15 protein-coding genes and 4 pseudogenes are annotated in these 16,583 nt (G+C 60.5%); 11 read left to right on the top strand and 8 right to left on the bottom strand.

What is annotated here, in order from left to right:
• Both GBO37_RS12905 and GBO37_RS12900 read right to left on the bottom strand, forming a co-directional pair.
• A partial coding sequence (locus tag GBO37_RS12905) for a transposase (RefSeq protein ID WP_252929404.1) occupies positions 1-182 on the bottom strand: 182 nt, incomplete at its 3' end.
• 131 nt (positions 183-313) lie between these two features.
• Positions 314-756 (bottom strand): annotated as a pseudogene (locus GBO37_RS12900) (IS5 family transposase); the annotation flags it as partial.
• 70 nt (positions 757-826) lie between these two features.
• Between GBO37_RS12900 and GBO37_RS12895 the strand changes: the two are divergent.
• Positions 827-1,856: pseudogene (locus tag GBO37_RS12895) on the top strand (IS110 family transposase).
• A gap of 247 nt (positions 1,857-2,103) precedes the next feature.
• Here GBO37_RS12895 and GBO37_RS12890 read toward each other — a convergent pair.
• The 3 genes and pseudogenes from GBO37_RS12890 to GBO37_RS12880 form a co-directional block, all read right to left on the bottom strand.
• Positions 2,104-2,418 (bottom strand): annotated as a pseudogene (locus GBO37_RS12890) (transposase); the annotation flags it as partial.
• Positions 2,419-2,573: 155 nt separating this feature from the next.
• Complete coding sequence (locus tag GBO37_RS12885; RefSeq protein WP_252929402.1) at positions 2,574-2,864, bottom strand: chromosome partitioning protein ParB; 291 nt, start codon at positions 2,862-2,864, stop codon at positions 2,574-2,576.
• Positions 2,864-3,526: a ParA family protein gene (locus GBO37_RS12880; protein WP_252929400.1), complete on the bottom strand. Its 663-nt coding sequence runs from the start codon at positions 3,524-3,526 to the stop codon at positions 2,864-2,866. The genes GBO37_RS12885 and GBO37_RS12880 overlap by 1 nt, the downstream gene beginning before the upstream one ends.
• A 111-nt stretch (positions 3,527-3,637) precedes the next feature.
• Between GBO37_RS12880 and GBO37_RS12875 the strand changes: the two genes are divergently transcribed.
• Together GBO37_RS12875 and GBO37_RS12870 are read left to right on the top strand one after the other, a co-directional pair.
• On the top strand, positions 3,638-4,615 hold the full coding sequence (locus GBO37_RS12875; protein WP_252929398.1) for a glycosyltransferase family 2 protein: 978 nt from the start codon (positions 3,638-3,640) through the stop codon (positions 4,613-4,615).
• A gap of 328 nt (positions 4,616-4,943) precedes the next feature.
• Positions 4,944-5,966, top strand: coding sequence for a replication initiator protein A (locus tag GBO37_RS12870; protein WP_252929396.1), 1,023 nt, complete (start codon positions 4,944-4,946; stop codon positions 5,964-5,966).
• A 16-nt stretch (positions 5,967-5,982) separates the two neighbouring features.
• On the opposite strand, the gene GBO37_RS12865 is transcribed toward GBO37_RS12870, so the two are convergent.
• A complete protein-coding gene (locus GBO37_RS12865) occupies positions 5,983-7,095 on the bottom strand; it encodes a glycosyltransferase (RefSeq protein ID WP_252929394.1) in 1,113 nt (370 codons plus the stop codon).
• A 118-nt stretch (positions 7,096-7,213) separates the two neighbouring features.
• On the opposite strand from GBO37_RS12865, the gene GBO37_RS12860 reads away from it, so the two are divergent.
• The 5 genes from GBO37_RS12860 (at position 7,214) to GBO37_RS12840 (ending at position 10,742) form a co-directional block, all read left to right on the top strand.
• A complete protein-coding gene (locus tag GBO37_RS12860) occupies positions 7,214-7,999 on the top strand; it encodes a family 16 glycosylhydrolase (RefSeq protein ID WP_252929392.1) in 786 nt (261 codons plus the stop codon).
• Complete coding sequence (locus GBO37_RS12855) at positions 7,999-9,294, top strand: O-antigen ligase (protein ID WP_252929390.1); 1,296 nt, start codon at positions 7,999-8,001, stop codon at positions 9,292-9,294. Before GBO37_RS12860 ends, GBO37_RS12855 begins: the two co-directional genes overlap by 1 nt.
• Before the next feature lie 139 nt (positions 9,295-9,433).
• The gene (locus GBO37_RS12850) at positions 9,434-10,036 is read left to right on the top strand and encodes a recombinase family protein (protein WP_252929388.1); all 603 of its coding nucleotides are present in this window, start codon (positions 9,434-9,436) and stop codon (positions 10,034-10,036) included.
• A gap of 152 nt (positions 10,037-10,188) precedes the next feature.
• The gene (locus GBO37_RS12845) at positions 10,189-10,419 is read left to right on the top strand and encodes an antitoxin MazE family protein (protein ID WP_252929386.1); all 231 of its coding nucleotides are present in this window, start codon (positions 10,189-10,191) and stop codon (positions 10,417-10,419) included.
• The gene (locus GBO37_RS12840; protein ID WP_256480818.1) at positions 10,416-10,742 is read left to right on the top strand and encodes a type II toxin-antitoxin system PemK/MazF family toxin; all 327 of its coding nucleotides are present in this window, start codon (positions 10,416-10,418) and stop codon (positions 10,740-10,742) included. The genes GBO37_RS12845 and GBO37_RS12840 overlap by 4 nt, the downstream gene beginning before the upstream one ends.
• A gap of 200 nt (positions 10,743-10,942) precedes the next feature.
• On the opposite strand, the gene GBO37_RS12835 is transcribed toward GBO37_RS12840, so the two are convergent.
• Complete coding sequence (locus GBO37_RS12835) at positions 10,943-11,545, bottom strand: sugar transferase (RefSeq protein WP_206692796.1); 603 nt, start codon at positions 11,543-11,545, stop codon at positions 10,943-10,945.
• Between the two features lie 613 nt (positions 11,546-12,158).
• Between GBO37_RS12835 and GBO37_RS12830 the strand changes: the two are divergent.
• The 3 genes and pseudogenes from GBO37_RS12830 (at position 12,159) to GBO37_RS12820 (ending at position 16,180) form a co-directional block, all read left to right on the top strand.
• Positions 12,159-13,296, top strand: a pseudogene (locus tag GBO37_RS12830) (IS3 family transposase).
• A 426-nt stretch (positions 13,297-13,722) separates the two neighbouring features.
• A complete protein-coding gene (locus GBO37_RS12825) occupies positions 13,723-14,733 on the top strand; it encodes a glycosyltransferase family 2 protein (RefSeq protein ID WP_252929382.1) in 1,011 nt (336 codons plus the stop codon).
• A 13-nt stretch (positions 14,734-14,746) separates the two neighbouring features.
• Complete coding sequence (locus tag GBO37_RS12820) at positions 14,747-16,180, top strand: lipopolysaccharide biosynthesis protein (RefSeq protein WP_252929380.1); 1,434 nt, start codon at positions 14,747-14,749, stop codon at positions 16,178-16,180.
• A gap of 180 nt (positions 16,181-16,360) precedes the next feature.
• Here GBO37_RS12820 and GBO37_RS12815 read toward each other — a convergent pair.
• Positions 16,361-16,583: transposase (locus GBO37_RS12815; protein ID WP_252929378.1), on the bottom strand; the 223-nt coding region annotated here is incomplete at its 5' end.

The raw sequence follows: 16,583 nt of genomic DNA, 5'->3' as shown, positions 1-16,583 counted from the left end.
TACAGCGTTTTGTGAGGCCCATAGGCAGTGGGTGCATCACGCCAGCGCAAGCCATTGCGGATAATGAAGATAATCCCACTGAGAACACGTCTGTCATCAACGCGTGGCTTGCCGTGGGCCTTCGGAAAATAGGGAGCGAGACGTGTCATCTGCGCGTCCGTCAGCCAGAAAAGGTCGCTTATATCATCGCTCCGTTTCCGGAACCGTGAATCACGCACCGCAACGGAAATCAATGCATCCTGACCCTAGACCGGCCCCTCCATGATATCACCATCTTCTTTACACTTTTCCCAGGCTCCGGACGCATTGATCGTCACAGCCAGAAGATGACGATGCTGCAAGCGCGATGGCGGAGAGAAAGATCTTCGGGCATCTGTCGTAACGGGCGGCGATACGCGGCCAGTCCTTCAGTCGACCGAACATGATCTCGATCCGGTTGTGCCTCTTGTCGCGGCACTTTTCGTAGCGGACGACTGTGCCGCGCAATTTCCGACCCGGAATGCAAGGGCGTATCGCCCTGTCTCTCAACGCGTCCCGGAACCAGTCTGCATCGTATCCCCGATCCGCGATCAACCACTCCGCAGCGGGCAGACTGCCCAGCAGGGCCGCGGCGCCGGTGTAGTCGCAGACCTGGCCCGCCGTCATGAAGAACCGGAGCGGACGGCTTTTCGCATCCGTCACGGCGTGCAGCTTGGTGTTCAGCCCGCCTTTCGTTCGCCCGATGAGGTGGCCGCGCTGGTCGCCGGGTCCCCCCTTTATGGATGGCCCGCCCCTCCCGCCGATCTCAGTGTAGGATGTCGGTATTGAATGGAGGAAGGAGCGGATCATGAGCATTGTGATCGTTGGCATCGACCTAGGCAAGAACAGCTGCAGCATCGTCGGTCTCGACAGCCTGGGGACAGTGGTGGTTCGACGGCGATTGCGTCGCGACGGTGTCATCGCGTTCGCGTCGAAGCTGCCGGCCTGCGTCATGGCCATGGAGGCGTGTTGCGGCGCTCATCACATGCGACGGTCGCTGGCAGCACTGGGTCATGAAGTCCGGCTGATGTCGCCGGAATATGTCCGGCCTTACGTAAAGGCGCAGACGAATGATGATCGCGACGCTGAGGCAATTGCCGAAGCGGCAACTCGTGCCACCATGCGCTTTGTCGAACTCAAGAGCGAGGAGCAGCTCGATGTCTAGACGCTGCATCGCGTGCGGGATCGGCTGGTCGGAGAACGCACGTCGCTGACCAACCAAATCAGGAGCCTTCTGCTGGAACGGGGACATGTCGTGGCACAGGGCCATGCCCGGTGCGTCACTTGCTCGCTGACCTGCTGGACCCCGCCACGGGCACCCTCCAGTGCCCACATGGCTTTCCTGCTCGGCAACATGCGCACGCGGTGGGACGAGCTTGACCGCCGCATTGCAACTTTTTGATGCCGAGTTCACGGCCATGGCTCGGACCGATGAGCGAGCACGGCGGCTGACAGGCATTCCGGGCATCGGTGCGCTGAATGCCACCGCATTGGTCGCCGCTGTCGGCAACGCCGCAACATTCACGAAAGGACGCGATCTGGCCGCCTGGCTGGGTCTGGTGCCGAGGCAGCCGACAACAGGAGGCAAACCGAAGCTGCTAGGGATCACGAAGCGCGGCAGTCGATACCTGCGCAAGATGCTGATCCAGGGCGCGCGATCTGCCATGCCAACATTGGCGAAAGCGAATACTGCGATAGGCGCTTGGCTGCGTGCGCTGCTTGTGCGCATCCACCCCAACGTCGCTGTCGTCGCCCTCGCCGCGAAGATGGCCCGCACTGTTTGGGCGCTTCTGCGGCACGGGCGAAACTATGAAACCGTGCCGCAGATGGCGCTTTAAGGAACACGCGCTCGGGCGAGTACAGCCGGGCGCAACAAGCTGCGAGTGGTGGAAGGAAGATGGCCTGACAGTTGATCGGCGTTGCAAAACCTCCGGCGAAAAATGGTCCCCCGAGGCCGGCCCCTTTATGAGGATTGTGACGCGCGGATCTCCATCTTGGCGGCGGTCTTTGTGCCGACATGCCGAATACGTTTGTGCAGACTGATCATTTCATCAAAAATTGCCACTTGCAGACGGGGCGGACCATACGTTTCGCCCGCAGGCTCGAAGCCGTGCAATGCGCGTTCAAGTATAGTGCGTTGATAATCAAGACTGTCTCGTGGCAGCCTTCGGAGGCAAGCCCCTCCATCATTCGGGCAAAGACCCCCTTGTCACCTTACCGCGTCCACCGGTTGTAAAGCGTCTTTGGCGAACCATTCGCCCGAGGTGCGTCGCACCAACTTAACTCGTTACGATCGATGAAGATTATGCAGTTCAAAAAGCGCCATTCGTCGACCCTTGGCTTCCCGTGGCTCTCGGGAAAAAGCAGCTTCAGCCGCTCTATCTGCGCGTCGTTGTTCATTTCCACTACCCTCAGTTCGGGATCTTGAACCACGCAAATCGCGAAGCCTCACCTAGAACCAATAGGTTCTGACCCTGGCAAATATGCCTTAACTGTCAGCCATTTTTTGCCAATTGATTTCAGATAAAAATCTGGTTTTTTTATTAACCGGATTTTTAATAATACCGGATTTTATAAAGCGCCCAAGCTTCCTCCAGAATGACGCCTTGCTGCACACCACGGCGGCGGGCCTCGGCGGCGATCTCGTCGGCGACGGGCGGCAGAACCTTGGCATGAACCTGCCCGGTGCGAGGACTGGGTTTGCGACCGCGCCGTTTGCCCGGCTCGCGGTCGACGAAGCCCAACTCCTCCCCCGCCCGGTCTGCACGTTCCACCGCGGCGGGGCTGCGATCCTTTTCACGCGACCGCAGACGACCCAGATCGATGCTGAAAGGTTTGTCGCCCATCACTGCTCCTCCGCCGCAAGACGCGCATAGACCGCGCGGGCAAAGCCCTCTGCATTCTCGATCGCGGCTACCATGTTGCCCTGGGCGGGCATGGTTCTCAGATCACCCCCGAACTCGAACAGGGCCGAGAATGCTGTCCGCTCCATCAGCGCCGGTTCGATCAGGTCGACGCCCTGATCGCGCAACGATGATTCGATGCCGCTGTGCTGACGCGACCGCACCGCGCGCGTCATGGTGAAGACCACGGCATGCGGGATGGCCCGGTCCAGCGCCTCCTCCTCCTCATGGATTAGTTGTAAGGCCCGCACGCCTACCGTCGCGTCCAAGGTGGTGGCGCGCATCGGCGTGATGACAAGATCGGCCTGCGAGATCGCCCGGCTGACCAGTCGTGATGCGATCCCCTCCAGGTCGACGATGACGATCTCGCCGTCCTGATCGTGACGCTTGATGGTACGAACCAGCTCGCCCTCGCCCACGTCGGACAGGACGCGGATGCGCGGCGGCAATGCTTTGCGTTCCGCCCAGAGCGACAAAGACTTGTTCGGGTCGCAATCAAGCATCGTGACCATGGCGCCTGCATGGGCCAGCTCGGTCCCCAGGATGGTCGCGGCGGTGGATTTTCCGGCGCCGCCCTTTGGGGACGCGATGACGATCGTGGGCATGAGTTACCTGATTATTGTACTAACCGGATAATATGAATAATCAGGTTTCAATCAAGCCCTATCCGTATAGTAGTCTGGACTTTCCCGCACCGTCTTGCCACGTGAACCGTTATGAACACCGCTGCAGCCTCCACCGTCTCGGTGATCATCACCGCCCATAACGCCGCCGACACCATTGCGGATGCGGTCCGAACAGCTTTGGCCGAAGTCGAGACCGCAGAGGTGATCGTTGTCGACGACGCATCGGACGACGATACCGCAGCGATGGCCGAGAATGCCGGACAAGGCGACGACCGGCTGACGGTGCTCCGCTGTGCGGTGAACGGCGGACCCGCCGCGGCACGCAACCGGGCCCTTGACATTGCCATGGGTGACTTCGTGGCCGTCCTGGATGCCGATGACTTCGTTCTGCCTGGACGCTTCGCCCGGCTGTTGGCAATCCCCGGTGCCGATATGATCGCCGACAACATCCTGTTTGTCGCTGAAAGCGCGGGGCCCGCTGACCTTCCGGCGGCGCCTGTGGTCAGTTCTCGGGTGATCGACCTCGATCTTGTAGGCTTCGTGCGCGCGAACCATTCCGTCCGCGGCAGCAAGCGGCGGGAATGGGGCTTTTTGAAGCCAATCATGCGCCGTGCCTTCCTACAGGCCCATGACCTCCGCTATGACGATACGATGCGCTTAGGCGAGGATTACGATCTCTACGTCAGGATGCTGCAGAAGCGGGCGCGGTTCCGGGTCTCGACCGAGGTCGGCTATGCCGCGCGCTGGCGCTTTGATTCGCTCAGCTCGCGTCACAGCACGGCCGACCTCCAGGCGCTCCACACGGCCGCTCTGGCGCATCTGGCGGCGGAGGGAATGGACGAGACCGCCCGTGCGGCCTTGGGTGTCCACGCAGGAGAGTTGCGGCGACGCTTCCTGCTGCGCGCTTTCCTGGATCGGCGCGCTCAGGCGGGTAGGGCAGGGGCCCTGCTCTCGGCCTGCCGGGATCCGCTGACCCTGGCCCCCATCGCGCGCGGCATCCTGAGGGACAAGCTCTCGGCCCGCAGGCCGGCCCCAGCCTCCCGGATCGGCCGCCTGCTGATCGAGTAGGACGGTTCTCCACCATCCTCTCACAAGCATGTCCTATCCCTCAATTAAAGGGCCTGAATTTGCGTCGACGCGCGGAGTTATCCACAGGGCTTCTGTGTTAAAAGGGGTTATATATGTGTTAAGGGACTTTCGAAGCCTCTTTTAAAAAATAAAATCAATTGCTTACTGGATCCCTTTATGGGTGAAGTGTCGTTTCCTTATGGGTGAAGTGGTGATTCGCTATGGGTGAAGTGTCGTTTCCATAGCGTTTATGGGTGAAGTGTCGTTAAGCTTGTTTTATGGGTGAAGTGTCGTTATGGGTGAAGTGTCGTTAAGTGCCAGAGAACCGATGAGCAGTCCGCTTCTTCCCGACCGACATCCGCAGCGTGACTTCTTTGTCTGCGACATCATCAACGCCGCGCCCAAGGCGGATGTGGGGTCGATGGAGCACCCGATCTTCTCGCTCTCGACCAAGCCCGACCTGAGGCCGCGGCACTACGAGCACAACGGTCTGTCGATCGACATCAAGCCTTCCAGCGACGGCATCGCCACCGTCCACGACCGTGACATCCTGATCTTCTGCATCAGCCAGCTGATCCGCGCCCTGAACGACGGCCGCGAGGTCAGCCAGCTGGTCCGCTTTCAGGCCTCGGACCTGCTGCGGGCCACCAACCGGATGACCACGGGCCGCGGCTACGACCTGCTCAAGGCCGCGATGGAGCGGCTTGCGGGGACGCGGATCTCGACCAACATCACCACCGGCGGCAAGGAGGTCTTCGAGACTTTCGGCCTGATCGAAAGCGCCCGCATCGTGCGTCAGACCCGCGAGGGGCGCATGCAGGAGATCGAGATCAAGCTGTCTGACTGGGTCTTCAACGCGATCCGCGCGCATGAGGTTCTGACGATCAGCCGCGACTACTTCCGGCTGCGGCGCCCCCTGGAACGCCGTCTCTACGAACTGGCGCGCAAGCATTGCGGCAACCAGCGCGAATGGTCCATCGGCCTGGATCTGCTGCAGAAGAAATGCGGCTCGTCCTCGACCAGCTTCGAGTTCAGGCGGCTGGTGGCCAATGTCATTCGCGAGGACACGGCCCATTCGCACATGCCCGACTATTCGCTGCGCTTTTCTGCGGACGAGACCAAGGTCGTGTTCCGCAACCGCGGCACCGCGCCCGTGGCCGATGTCTTCGAGGCCTTCCTGGACCCCGACATCCACGAAGAGGCCCGCACCGCTGCGCCGGGCTGGGACGTGCGCTACCTCGAGGTAGAATGGCGCCGCTGGTGCGCCGCCGAAGAGATCGAGCCCAAGCATCCCTCGCGCCATTTCGTCCGCTTCTGCCGGACGTGGTACGAGAAACGCGGCAGTCCCTGACGAAGGCGCCCCGGCATCACTGCGCCGAACCGGCGTCCACCACCGCTTCTGACAGCCAGACCGCCCAGGACGGAGCCCCGGACGGCAGGCGGCCACCCTGCGCGGCCATGGCCGCGATCCGGGCAGCACAGGGGGCAGGGGGCTGGTCCCAGGCCTGGCCGGGCTGCGGCATCCGCAGCAGCGGGTCGGGTAGGGCGGTTGCGTCCTGGGGCAGGTCCACCGCACGGCTGCGGCGGTCGCGCAGGCTTTCCGCCAGGCGCGACAGCATGGCCGGGTCGACCAGCCGTGGCAGGGCGCCCAGCCAGCGACGGGCCTTGATGTCGGCGACCAGATGCTCATAGCGCAGGGCTCGGCGCAGCTGGCGGTCCACCGACGCGGCGGCCGCGCGCGTCTCGGGGTCGGGCATCGGGGGCAGGGCGCGATGCGCCTGCAGCATCGCCTCGACGGTCGCGACGGACAGCCGGTGCGAGATCGACCCCGCATGCCGCCGATAGGCATAAAGCGGGTCCGGCAGCAGCAGGAAGCGCGCGCCCCCGATCAGCAGGCGCAGCACCAGGTCGTGATCCTCTCCGATCCTCAGCCCGGCGTCATAGCGCAGCCCCGCCAGGGCGGTGCGTCGGATCACCGGCTTGAGATAGCCGTAGGGGGGCAGGGACGCGCCGGGGTCGTTGCTGCGCAGATAGGGCGCCGCGTCCAGCATCATGGGCGCGGACAGGCCCAGGGACTGAAGCAGGGTACGACCCTGCGGCACTGTCCCGAAATAGACCAGGTCATCCGCGACCAGATCGGCACCCGCCGCATCCGCGGCGGCGATCAGGCGCGCCAGCCGGTCGGGATGGATCAGGTCGTCGCTGTCCACGACAGCGATCCACGCACCGCGCGCGGCATCCAGAGCCCGGTTACGCGTGGCCGCGGGCCCTGCGTTCCGCGGCGCGGCGATGACCTGCACCCGGTCATCGGTCGCGGCGATCCGGCGGGCTATGGCCAGGCTGTCATCGTCCGAGGCATCGTCGGACAGGATCAGCTCCAGCCGCCGTTCGGACTGAGCCAGGACCGAGGTCATCGCGCGGGCCAGATGCGCCGCACCCCGGAAATTGGCCATCACCACCGATACCACGGGAGGCGTCATGCGTTCCGTCTCGTCCGATTGCCCGACATGTGAACGCCTTTCCCTTGACCCGTTTGGCTGCGGCTTCCATAAGCCGGGCGGGTCTGCACGGCAACCATGCGGCCAAGAGGCTTTGCACATGCGCCATTCATCCGCTCTCGCCCTCGCGCTCGTCCTGGCGGCGCAGCCCCTGTCTGCCCAGCAGGCGGACCCGCATCCCGATGCGGACGGCTTCTTCGAGGATTTCACGAACGGGCTGGACAAGGACCGCTGGTACGTGTCGGACGGCTGGACCAACGGCGACTGGCAGGACTGCCACTGGTCGGGCCGGGCGGTCCAGGTGCGCGGCGGCCTGCTGACGCTGTTCCACATCCCGGCGCCGGGAAACAGCGACCGGCCCGCCCTGTGCGGAGAGATCCAGAGCAAGGCCTATCTGCAGCACGGCACCTACGAGGCGCGCATCCGCACCCCGCGCCAGTCGGGGCTGAACGCCTCGGTCTTCACCTATGCCGGGCCGGTCCACGACTCTCCCCATGACGAGATCGACATCGAGATCCTGACCCGCGATCCGGGCGTGATGACGATGAACACCTATGTCTCGGGCCAGCCCCACAACGGCGGCACCACGCCTTCCGATACGGCCTTCGACGAGGACTTCCGCACGGTCGGCTTCCGGTGGGCGCCCGAGGGGATCACCTGGTTCCTGGACGGCCGGGAGGTCCACCGCACGGAACCCGACAGCATCCTGCCGACCCATCCGCAGAAGCTGTACATGTCCTTCTGGAGCACCGCAACCCTGACCGACTGGATGGGCCACCAGGAGCCGCAGGACGGCCCCCTGGCCTACGAGATCGATTGGGTGGCCTTCACCCCGCTGGATGCGTCCTGCCTGTTCGAGGGTTCGGTCACCTGCGAGGACCGCTGATGGTCGAGACCATGCCCGCCGGCGCGCCCATGACGGCCAGACGACCGGCACGCCAGCCGCGACGCCGGGTCCTGAGCTATTCCCCCAACGCCATCGCGGCATTCATCGCGATCTTCGGCCTGACCTTCATCACCCCCCTGGGGTCCAAGGGCGCGCTGCTGTTCCTGCTGGGGGGCATGGCCCTGGTGGCCACCCGGCCCGGCGAGGTGCTGGCCTCGCTGCGGCGCGAATGGCCCATCGTGCTGGTGGCGCTGTGGTGCGTGATGTCCTTTGCCTGGTCGGACTATACCTCGCTGACACTGCGCTATGGCATCCAGCTGGTGCTGACGGTGATCATCGCGGTCGCCATCGGCTATCGGCTGGCCCCGATGACCTTCGTGAAGATCGTCTTTGCCACCAGCGCGATGGGGGGGCTGGCCAGCCTTCTGCTGGGACGGGCGCGGTCCGACGGGATGGGATATCTGGGCATCCATGCCAGCAAGAACGCCCTCGCGGATGCCAGCTCCGTACTGATCATCGCCTCCCTTGCGGTGCTGGTCGACCGGCGCCTTTCGATGCGCTGGCACCTGCCTGCGCTGGCCGCCATGTTCCTGGGGGCGGTGCTTCTGGTGATGGGCCAGTCCAGCGGCGCGTTGGTCAGCACCATGGCCGTCATCCTGGTCTTCGGCGTCATCATCCTGCTGCAGCGCCTGACGCCCTACATGCGCCTGGTCGCGATCGCCCTGGCGGTCGTGCTGGGCGCGGCGATCGCGATGCTTCTGTCCTCGCTCTCGGATGAGCTGGCGCAGCTGTTTTTGGACGTGACCGGCAAGGATATCACGCTCACCGGCCGGACTGACCTCTGGGCAGTGGCGCTTAGAGAGATTGCTGAAAGGCCGCTGCTGGGGGTTGGGTTCCAAGCGTTTTGGGTTCCCGGTCAGCCGCTGGCGGAACAACTATGGGCGGATTTCGGCATCACTGGCCGTAGTGGGTTTCACTTTCACAACACTATAATTTCGAACGCAGTTGAGATCGGAGTGCTCGCTACTGCTGGGCAAACTCTAATTTTTATCGGTGCTACATGGATCTGCCTCAACTGGGCAATCCGCAGCCCGTCGGCCGCATCGGTCTTCTTCGCCCTTTTCATGGTGCGGCTGTTCATGCTGATGTGGATCGAGGTCGTGTATTTCTATCAGTTTAGCGCCGGGACCGTGATCATCATCGCCGCCATCTGCTATGCTCACCGCTTCAGGGACCATATCGGCAAGCCGGTCCCGCGCCGGGCACGCCGTCCCATCCGCATCACCTTCCGCTGATCGAGCGTCAATCAAACGGTCGTTTTCCGGACAGACCTGACCGGTCCGTCCGATGGCATGGTTTCAGAACCGTTTTCTGTCCGGAAACCCTGTCCGGAAATCAGTTGTCCAAAATACCCTCTTGGCTTACGATCCGGACATGCTGATCGGATATGCCCGCGTCTCGACCGAAGACCAGAAACTGGACCTGCAGCGGGATGCCCTGAAACGTGCAGGCTGCGAACGGATCTTCGAGGAGAAGGAATCCGGCCGTGCCGGGACCGGACGACCCGCACTGGAGGCCGCGCTGGCCTTTCTGCGCCCCGAGGATCAGCTGGTGGTGTGGAAGGTGGACAGGCTGGGCCGCAGCCTGCGCGAGATGCTGGACACCGCCCACAGGCTGCAGGGGCAGGGGGTGCGGCTGAGATCCCTCACCGAGGCCATCGACACCGAGACGCCCACAGGGCGGTTGATGTTCAATTTCCTAGGCACCATCGCCGAATATTTCCTGGACCTGAACCGCGAGCGCACGATCGAAGGGTTGAAGGCCGCCGCCGCCCGCGGCCGCAAGGGCGGACGCCGGCGCAAGCTGACCGAGGCGGACCTTGCCATGGCCCGCGCCTTGCTTCGGGACCGCGACATTCCCGTAGCCCAGATCGCCCGGCGTCTGGATGTCAGCAGGGCCACCTTCTATGCCTATTTCCCGCAGGCAAGGACCCGCAGTCTGATCCAAGGAAGCCCCAAACCGGCTTTGCCTGAGTAGCCTCCTTGTAGACCGCCTTCTGATTCCGTTTACCTTTTGAGGGCACGTTTCACTTGGCCAAATGCGTCGACTGAAGCCACGGCTAAACCAACGACCCTATGAATTGCCTACAAACCCTTGCAAAAAACGGCCTCATTTGTTACATGTAACAAATGGAGGACGCCATGCCTACACCCGTATCTCAACGCGTTCAAAAGCGCCGGGATGCCCTGCGTGCTGCCGGGCTGCGACCCGTGCAGATCTGGGTTCCGGACACCCGGCGGCCCGGCTTCGCCGACGAATGCCGTCGACAGTCCGCTCTTGCTGCCGCTGCAGACCTGCACGATCCGGAATTCGACATGTTCTTGGAGGACGCCGCAGCCAGCACGGAAGGCTGGGAATGAGGCGAGGAGATCTGGTGACGATCTCCCTGCAGGGAGATTACGGCAAACCGCGCCCTGCGCTTGTCATCCAGTCCGACATGTTCTCCGAGGCCCGGTCGAAAACGGTCCTGCCCCTGACATCGACCCTGATCCATGCCCCGCTGATCCGTGTCCAGATCGAGCCGACCCCGCAGAACCGCCTGCGTGCCACGTCCAATGTCATGATAGACAAGGCAGCCACTCTGCCCGTGGACAAGCTGGGCCCATCCTTCGGCACGGTCGATGACGCAACCATGGTGACTGTGAACCGGGCGCTGTCGCTGTTTCTGGGCCTGGCAGGTTAGCACGGCAGCGGACGCTGGCATGCCAGTGCCTCAATGCAGCATGCTATGCAGTGCCCAAAGCAACGTTGCGGCCACTTCCTTCCATTGGGGAAACGGCGTCAATCAGACATATAGACCTATGTGCCGCACGGGACAGATGTTGAAGGCGACAGTGGCGCAAAGGCCCCATCACCTGGACTGCATCGGATACAGCCGCCCGCTCAATGCGCTCCGCGGGACAGCGCGACGGCGGGGATGGTCATGAAGATGATGCGCAGGTCCATCCACGGGTTCCACTTCATCACGTAGAAGCGGTCCATCTGCACGCGCTCCATGTAGGTCGTGTTGCTGCGGCCGCTGATCTGCCAGAGGCCGGACAGGCCGGGGCGGGCCGCCAGATAGTGGCGGGTCGAGCTGGCGTAATGGTCCAGCTCTGCCCGCACGACCGGACGCGGGCCGACCAGGCTCATCTCTCCGGTCAGCACGTTCAGAAGCTGGGGCAGCTCGTCCAGGCTCAGCTTGCGCAGCACGGCGCCCAAGGGGGTGACGCGCGGATCGTCGACCAGCTTGCGCTGTTCGTACCACAGGGCCGCCTTGGCGGGATGCTTGCGCAGGTACTGCTCCAGGACGGCGTCGCCGTTGACGACCATGGTGCGGAACTTCCAGCAGCGGAACTCGCGCCCGCCGAAGCCTACGCGGCGGTGCCCGTAGAGCAGCGGCCCGGAATCCGTTAGCTTGAGGACAATGACCAGCGCCAGGATCAGCGGCGCCAGCAGCAGCAAGCCCAAGACCGCCAACGTGACATCCAGCCCCCGCTTGGCCATGCCACCCACAGGGGAGGCCCTTTTTGCGCGCGGCCGATGCAGTCCTGCAAGAGAGGTGTTGGCCGCGAGGGAGGAGTGACAGTCCGACACAAAATCTCGCTGTGCACGTAGTGTTCGCATAGTAACAACCAACCTTTTGATAACTAAACATTCTTTTAGACTGGCACCGAGACATGCGGACAGCCTGCCAGCATTGTCATGGAAGGGCACTCTACATCATTCCGTTAAAATTTTAGCAATCCGTAAGATATAGTTAACACACTGTGCAAAATCTATTGTTTCAGATTTCCTAGACTTAAACGGCCGACACGAAAGGATTTTTCTAAAAAAGACACGATGGCTGTCTTTTTAGTCAGGTTGAATCAAGTGCCTGCAAGAAAAGCTATGGATCCCAAAGTTATTGCAGGCAGCCTGTACTGTAGAGGCCAGATTCATTGAATTTCAGCGCTGGAACAAGACTGTCGCGGCGAGCATGATTGCAGAGAGGAATGTTTCTAGGCATCGGTCGTATCAGATCACCGACCCTGCAGATTGCTCTGCACCCTGAGAACTGGACCCGTTGAAACTGGAGTTTTCGGCTAACCTTCCCCGGCTGGGAGAGGAGCGGAGAACGATGAAGGCATCGAAGTTCACGGAAGCGCAGAAGGCGTTCTTCTGAAGCAAGGCGATGAGGGCACGCCGGTGGGCGAGATCTGCCGCAAGGCGGGGATCAGCCAAGCGACCTACTTCAACTGGAAGAAGCGGTATGGCGGGCTGCTGCCCGACGAAATGCGTCGGCTGAAGGCGCTTGAGGACGAGAACGGTCGCCTGAAAAAGATCGTCGCCGACCTGACTTTGGATCGGGAAATGCTGCAGGACGTCGTCCGCCGAAAGCTCGTTCGCCAGTAGACTTGAACCGGTGGCGCCTGCTGACTCACCCTGGTCGGATGCGCGAGCTGGTTCGCGGGATGTGCATCGATTGGGGCGCGTCGATACTCAAGGCTTGTGGGGCCCTGCAGTTCGACACCTCCACATTCCACTACAAGTCCCGACGCACCGATCAGGCGGCCGTCGCACGACGGATCAGGGAAATCTGCGAAACGCGGGTGCGCTACGGATATCGGCGTGTCCACGTCTTGCTGCGACGAGAGGGATGGCAGGTGAACATCAAGAAGACGCGTAGGATTTACAATGAGTTGGGTCCGCAGCTCAGGAACAAGAACCCGAAACCGCAGGTGAAGGCCAAGCTGCGAGACGATCGCCAGGAGGCAGTCAGGCCGAACGAAGTCTGGGCCATGGACTTTGTTCATGACCAATTGGCCTTGGGTAACAGGCTGCGGATCCTGACGATCGCGGATACGCATTTCCGCTTTTGTCCAACGGCCGACCCGCGCTTCACCTACCGCGGCGAGGATGTGGTCCGGACACTGGAACGGGTCTGTGCCCAGGTGGGCTATCCCAGAACGATCCGGGTCGACAATGGCAGCGAGTTCATCTCGCGCGACCACGATCTGTGGGCCTACGCCAACCAAATCACCCTGGACTTCTCACGCCCTGGCAAGCCCACCGAAAATGGCTTTATCGAAGCGTTCAACAGCAAGCTCAGGTCGGAATGCCTGAACGCGCACTGGTTCATGAGCCTTGCGGACGCACAGGAAAAACTGGAGACTTGGCGTAGGCACTACAACGAGGACCGACCCCACAGCGCCATCGGATATAACGTCCCGATCGCCCTGCATTATCCCGGCGGCGCAGCCAGCCCGTCGCCATGACCAAGCCGGAAAACTCCAGCATCCGGCGGTCCAAGGTTGGGATGCAGCGCACAAACCGGCCGACTCTCGTTATGATCGAGGGACCCGCGGGTGGCAGGTCCCCGCGCGTAGAGCGAATGTAGGCTGACGCCGAGCTGCCCTGGAAACTTCCTTGATCGGGTACCCCATTCCGTAGTTTCCGCGACCGCGTTGCGCGTGAACTCGCCTGTGAAATTGGCTGTGCCTATCCCGGCCTTCTGCTTCAAAGTTAGCGAAAAAGCCGTCCACGAAACATCCGGCCATTCAGAAACCCTTGATGCGATTCGCATTCTTCAGGGGCGCTAAACCGTTGAGCGCCACCTCTGACACTAGCCTGAACATCCTCGAAATGGCTTGCCTTTGGGAAACACAGCCTGCTAAGGCATCAGGCCGAAACGGCAGGTTTCGATGAAAACACTTTCAGTAGTCATTCCCTTCTTTCAGCGAAAGCCTGGCGTACTGGGCAAAACGCTACAGTCCCTTGAGGCCCAAACTATCCCTCAAGGATGGCAATTGCGGGCTGTGCTGATCGATGACGGCTCTCCCCTACCTGCGCGACAGGAAGTCGTCGGGTATGAACTGACCGGCCCGCGAACCATGCATCTTGTCGAGCAAGTCAACAGTGGAGTTGGAGCTGCAAGAAACCATGGCCTAAAAATTGCCATTCCTAAGAGCGACGCAATCGCTTTTTTAGATTCAGACGACATTTGGCCAAGTGACCATGTAGCTCGCGCTATCGCGGCGCTTGATGAAGGGTTCGATTTTTACTTCACGGATAATCGGCGCGCAGGGCGCCATGAATCTCACGTTCGTTCGCCCCACGTACCGCGCACGGCTGAACTTATCAGTGAAGAAAATAAAAATTCAGGAATTGTAGAACTCCCCATCGATAAAATCGTTGGCCTTTGCCTTCGGGAATTTCCTTACCAAGCCTCAACAGTTGTTTATCGAAAAAAAATTGCGCCTTTATTGCGTTTCAGCACGCACTTAAAGTCCTCCGGTGAAGACGTACTATTTTTCACCGAGCTACTGGCTCGCTCGAGCCGTGTGGGCTTTGATCTTGACAGCGTGGTAGAATGCGGTGAAAGCGTAAATATCTTTTTTAGCAATCTTGGCTGGGATGCATCTAGGTTATTAAATATAAAAGTCGACCGGCTTCTTACTCATGGGGTGCTAGCCAAAGCGGGTTTTCTAGGCGAAAACAACAAGGCACTGAACGAAAGTAGAATAAATACTTTTACTGGTGAATTAAGCTTTCATTTGCTTCGAAATCTTTTGAAGAACCTTGGAAAAGCGACGCCTCAAGCTTGGCGCCTTTTAAAAACAGACCTTGGTGCGGGAATAAGAGTTTTTGCTGGATTTCCACAAGCAATAGTTGGGAAGCTGCTTGGGAAATCGGCTCCGGCCGAAGCTGACTGACCAGAAAATGTCTTTGAAAAAGCTGCTTACGGGAACAGCCCTTCTCTCGTCAGTCAACATGCTGCGACTGATTGTGCAGTTTTTGTCACTGCCCTTACTAGCACGAATTCTAAGTCCCGCGGACTACGGCGTGATAGCGATGGCCATGCCAATCGTACTGCTTGTGATGCTCTTCGCAGATAGTGGTTTAGGGAGCTCACTTGTCAGGGACAAGTTGGCTGATTTGACTGCTTGGCACTCATGCTTTTGGTTAACTGTCTCTTTTGGCGCAGGACTTTGCTTATTACTCGCTACGCTGGCTCCTGTCGTCGCATACTGGATGCAAGAGCCGACACTTGGCGCGGTCATGGCCAGCTTGGCAACCGTCATCTTTCTGCAGTCATTAGCGCTTGTGCCAGGGGCAGCTTTGCAACAGCGGGGCCTTTTCGGGCGCATCGCACTTGCGGAAATATCAGCGATGGCGGCAAGCGTGGGTGTCGCCATATCGGCTGCCCTTCATGGTATGGGCGTGTGGGCGTTGGTTTGGCAGCAAGTCACCATGTATGCCGTGCGTCTTGTTTTGAATTTGGTGCTTAGTCCTTATCGTCCGCGCGCTGTTTTCAAATGGGCCTCAGCATTGCCGCACGTCATTTTTGGCTGGAATCTTCTTGCAGCCAATGTGGTTGGCTTTGGTAGCCGCACGGTTGAAAGCATGGCCATCGGCAAGGTCCGAGGAGCGGCTGATTTAGGAACCTACGGGATGGCATTTCAATTCGCACGCCTTCCATGGATGCTTGTAACGGGTCCCCTCCAATACGTCCTCTATCCACTGGTAGCAGGGGCGCAAAGTGACTCGGGAAAGTTGCGCGCACAGGTTCTTTTGGCAAGCAAGGTTCTCGCCACCCTGCTGATTGCGCCGATGGCGCTTGTCGGAGTGGCGAGCGTTCCTATTTTTGATCTGCTGCTCTCAGAAAAATGGCGCGAAGCTGCGCATATTTTCGCACTTATCATGCCCGCGGCGGCAGCACTGCCTGTCGTTGGAATCCTTGGAACATTTATACTAGCCATCGGTCGGCCCGAAGTTCAATTGAAACTTGCGACGCAATCCTCAGTGCTCTGGCTTATTTGTCTAGGCGGGTCGGCGTGGTTCGGACTTTCAACCATAGCACTTGCCTACACAATTTTTACACTTGCCTTCTCGGTATGGAGCCTCAGGGTCATATTGCCGTTGTTGGGATGCAGCCTTACCGACTATTACAAAGCGATAGGAGGTCAGATCGTTCTGGCCATAGTGGCGGCTGCTGCGTACCGCACCATTGTTTATATTTGGCCGATGGACGACGCTGGTGCCATTGGTCTGGCAATATTTTGTGCTCTTGTCTGCGTGCTTGGGTCTGCCGGGATACAAATGAAATCGATCTTGAAGGACTATAGGGAAGCCTTCTCTGTGCCCAACTTGATGACATAAAATTAGCATATCTGCCAAAGCGCAGCCCCACACCGAGTGCCACTGAATAGCCTCATGTTTCCTGGACGCTTTCTTCGCTAACTTTGAGGCAAGGAAGCCATGATGGGCGCAGGTAATTTCATGGACGAGTTCAAGCGCGATGCGGTAGCGCAGATGACCTGCCCCCCGATCGTCCCTCGTTCATAATGAGAGTCTGCCGGTTTGAGATTGGTAGTCGGGGGGTGGTTTCATGGCAAGCGCGCCGGGCGCGGAGCCATCAGGGAGCGCAAGCGTCCGGCGCGCTTCGAGCGGCGTCAGGTTGCCGAGCGAGGAGTGCGGCCTGACAGCGTTGTAGTCGTAGCGCCAGAGGGCGATCTTTCGGCGCGCGTCGTCCAAGGTGTCGAAGATCTCCTTGTTCAGCAGC

This window comes from Paracoccus sp. 08 (assembly GCF_024105395.1).
In the GTDB taxonomy this organism is placed as follows: Bacteria; Pseudomonadota; Alphaproteobacteria; order Rhodobacterales; family Rhodobacteraceae; genus Paracoccus; species Paracoccus marcusii.
The sequence above is the reverse complement of the archived record's forward strand: the minus strand, read 5'-3'. Positions and strand labels throughout refer to the sequence as shown.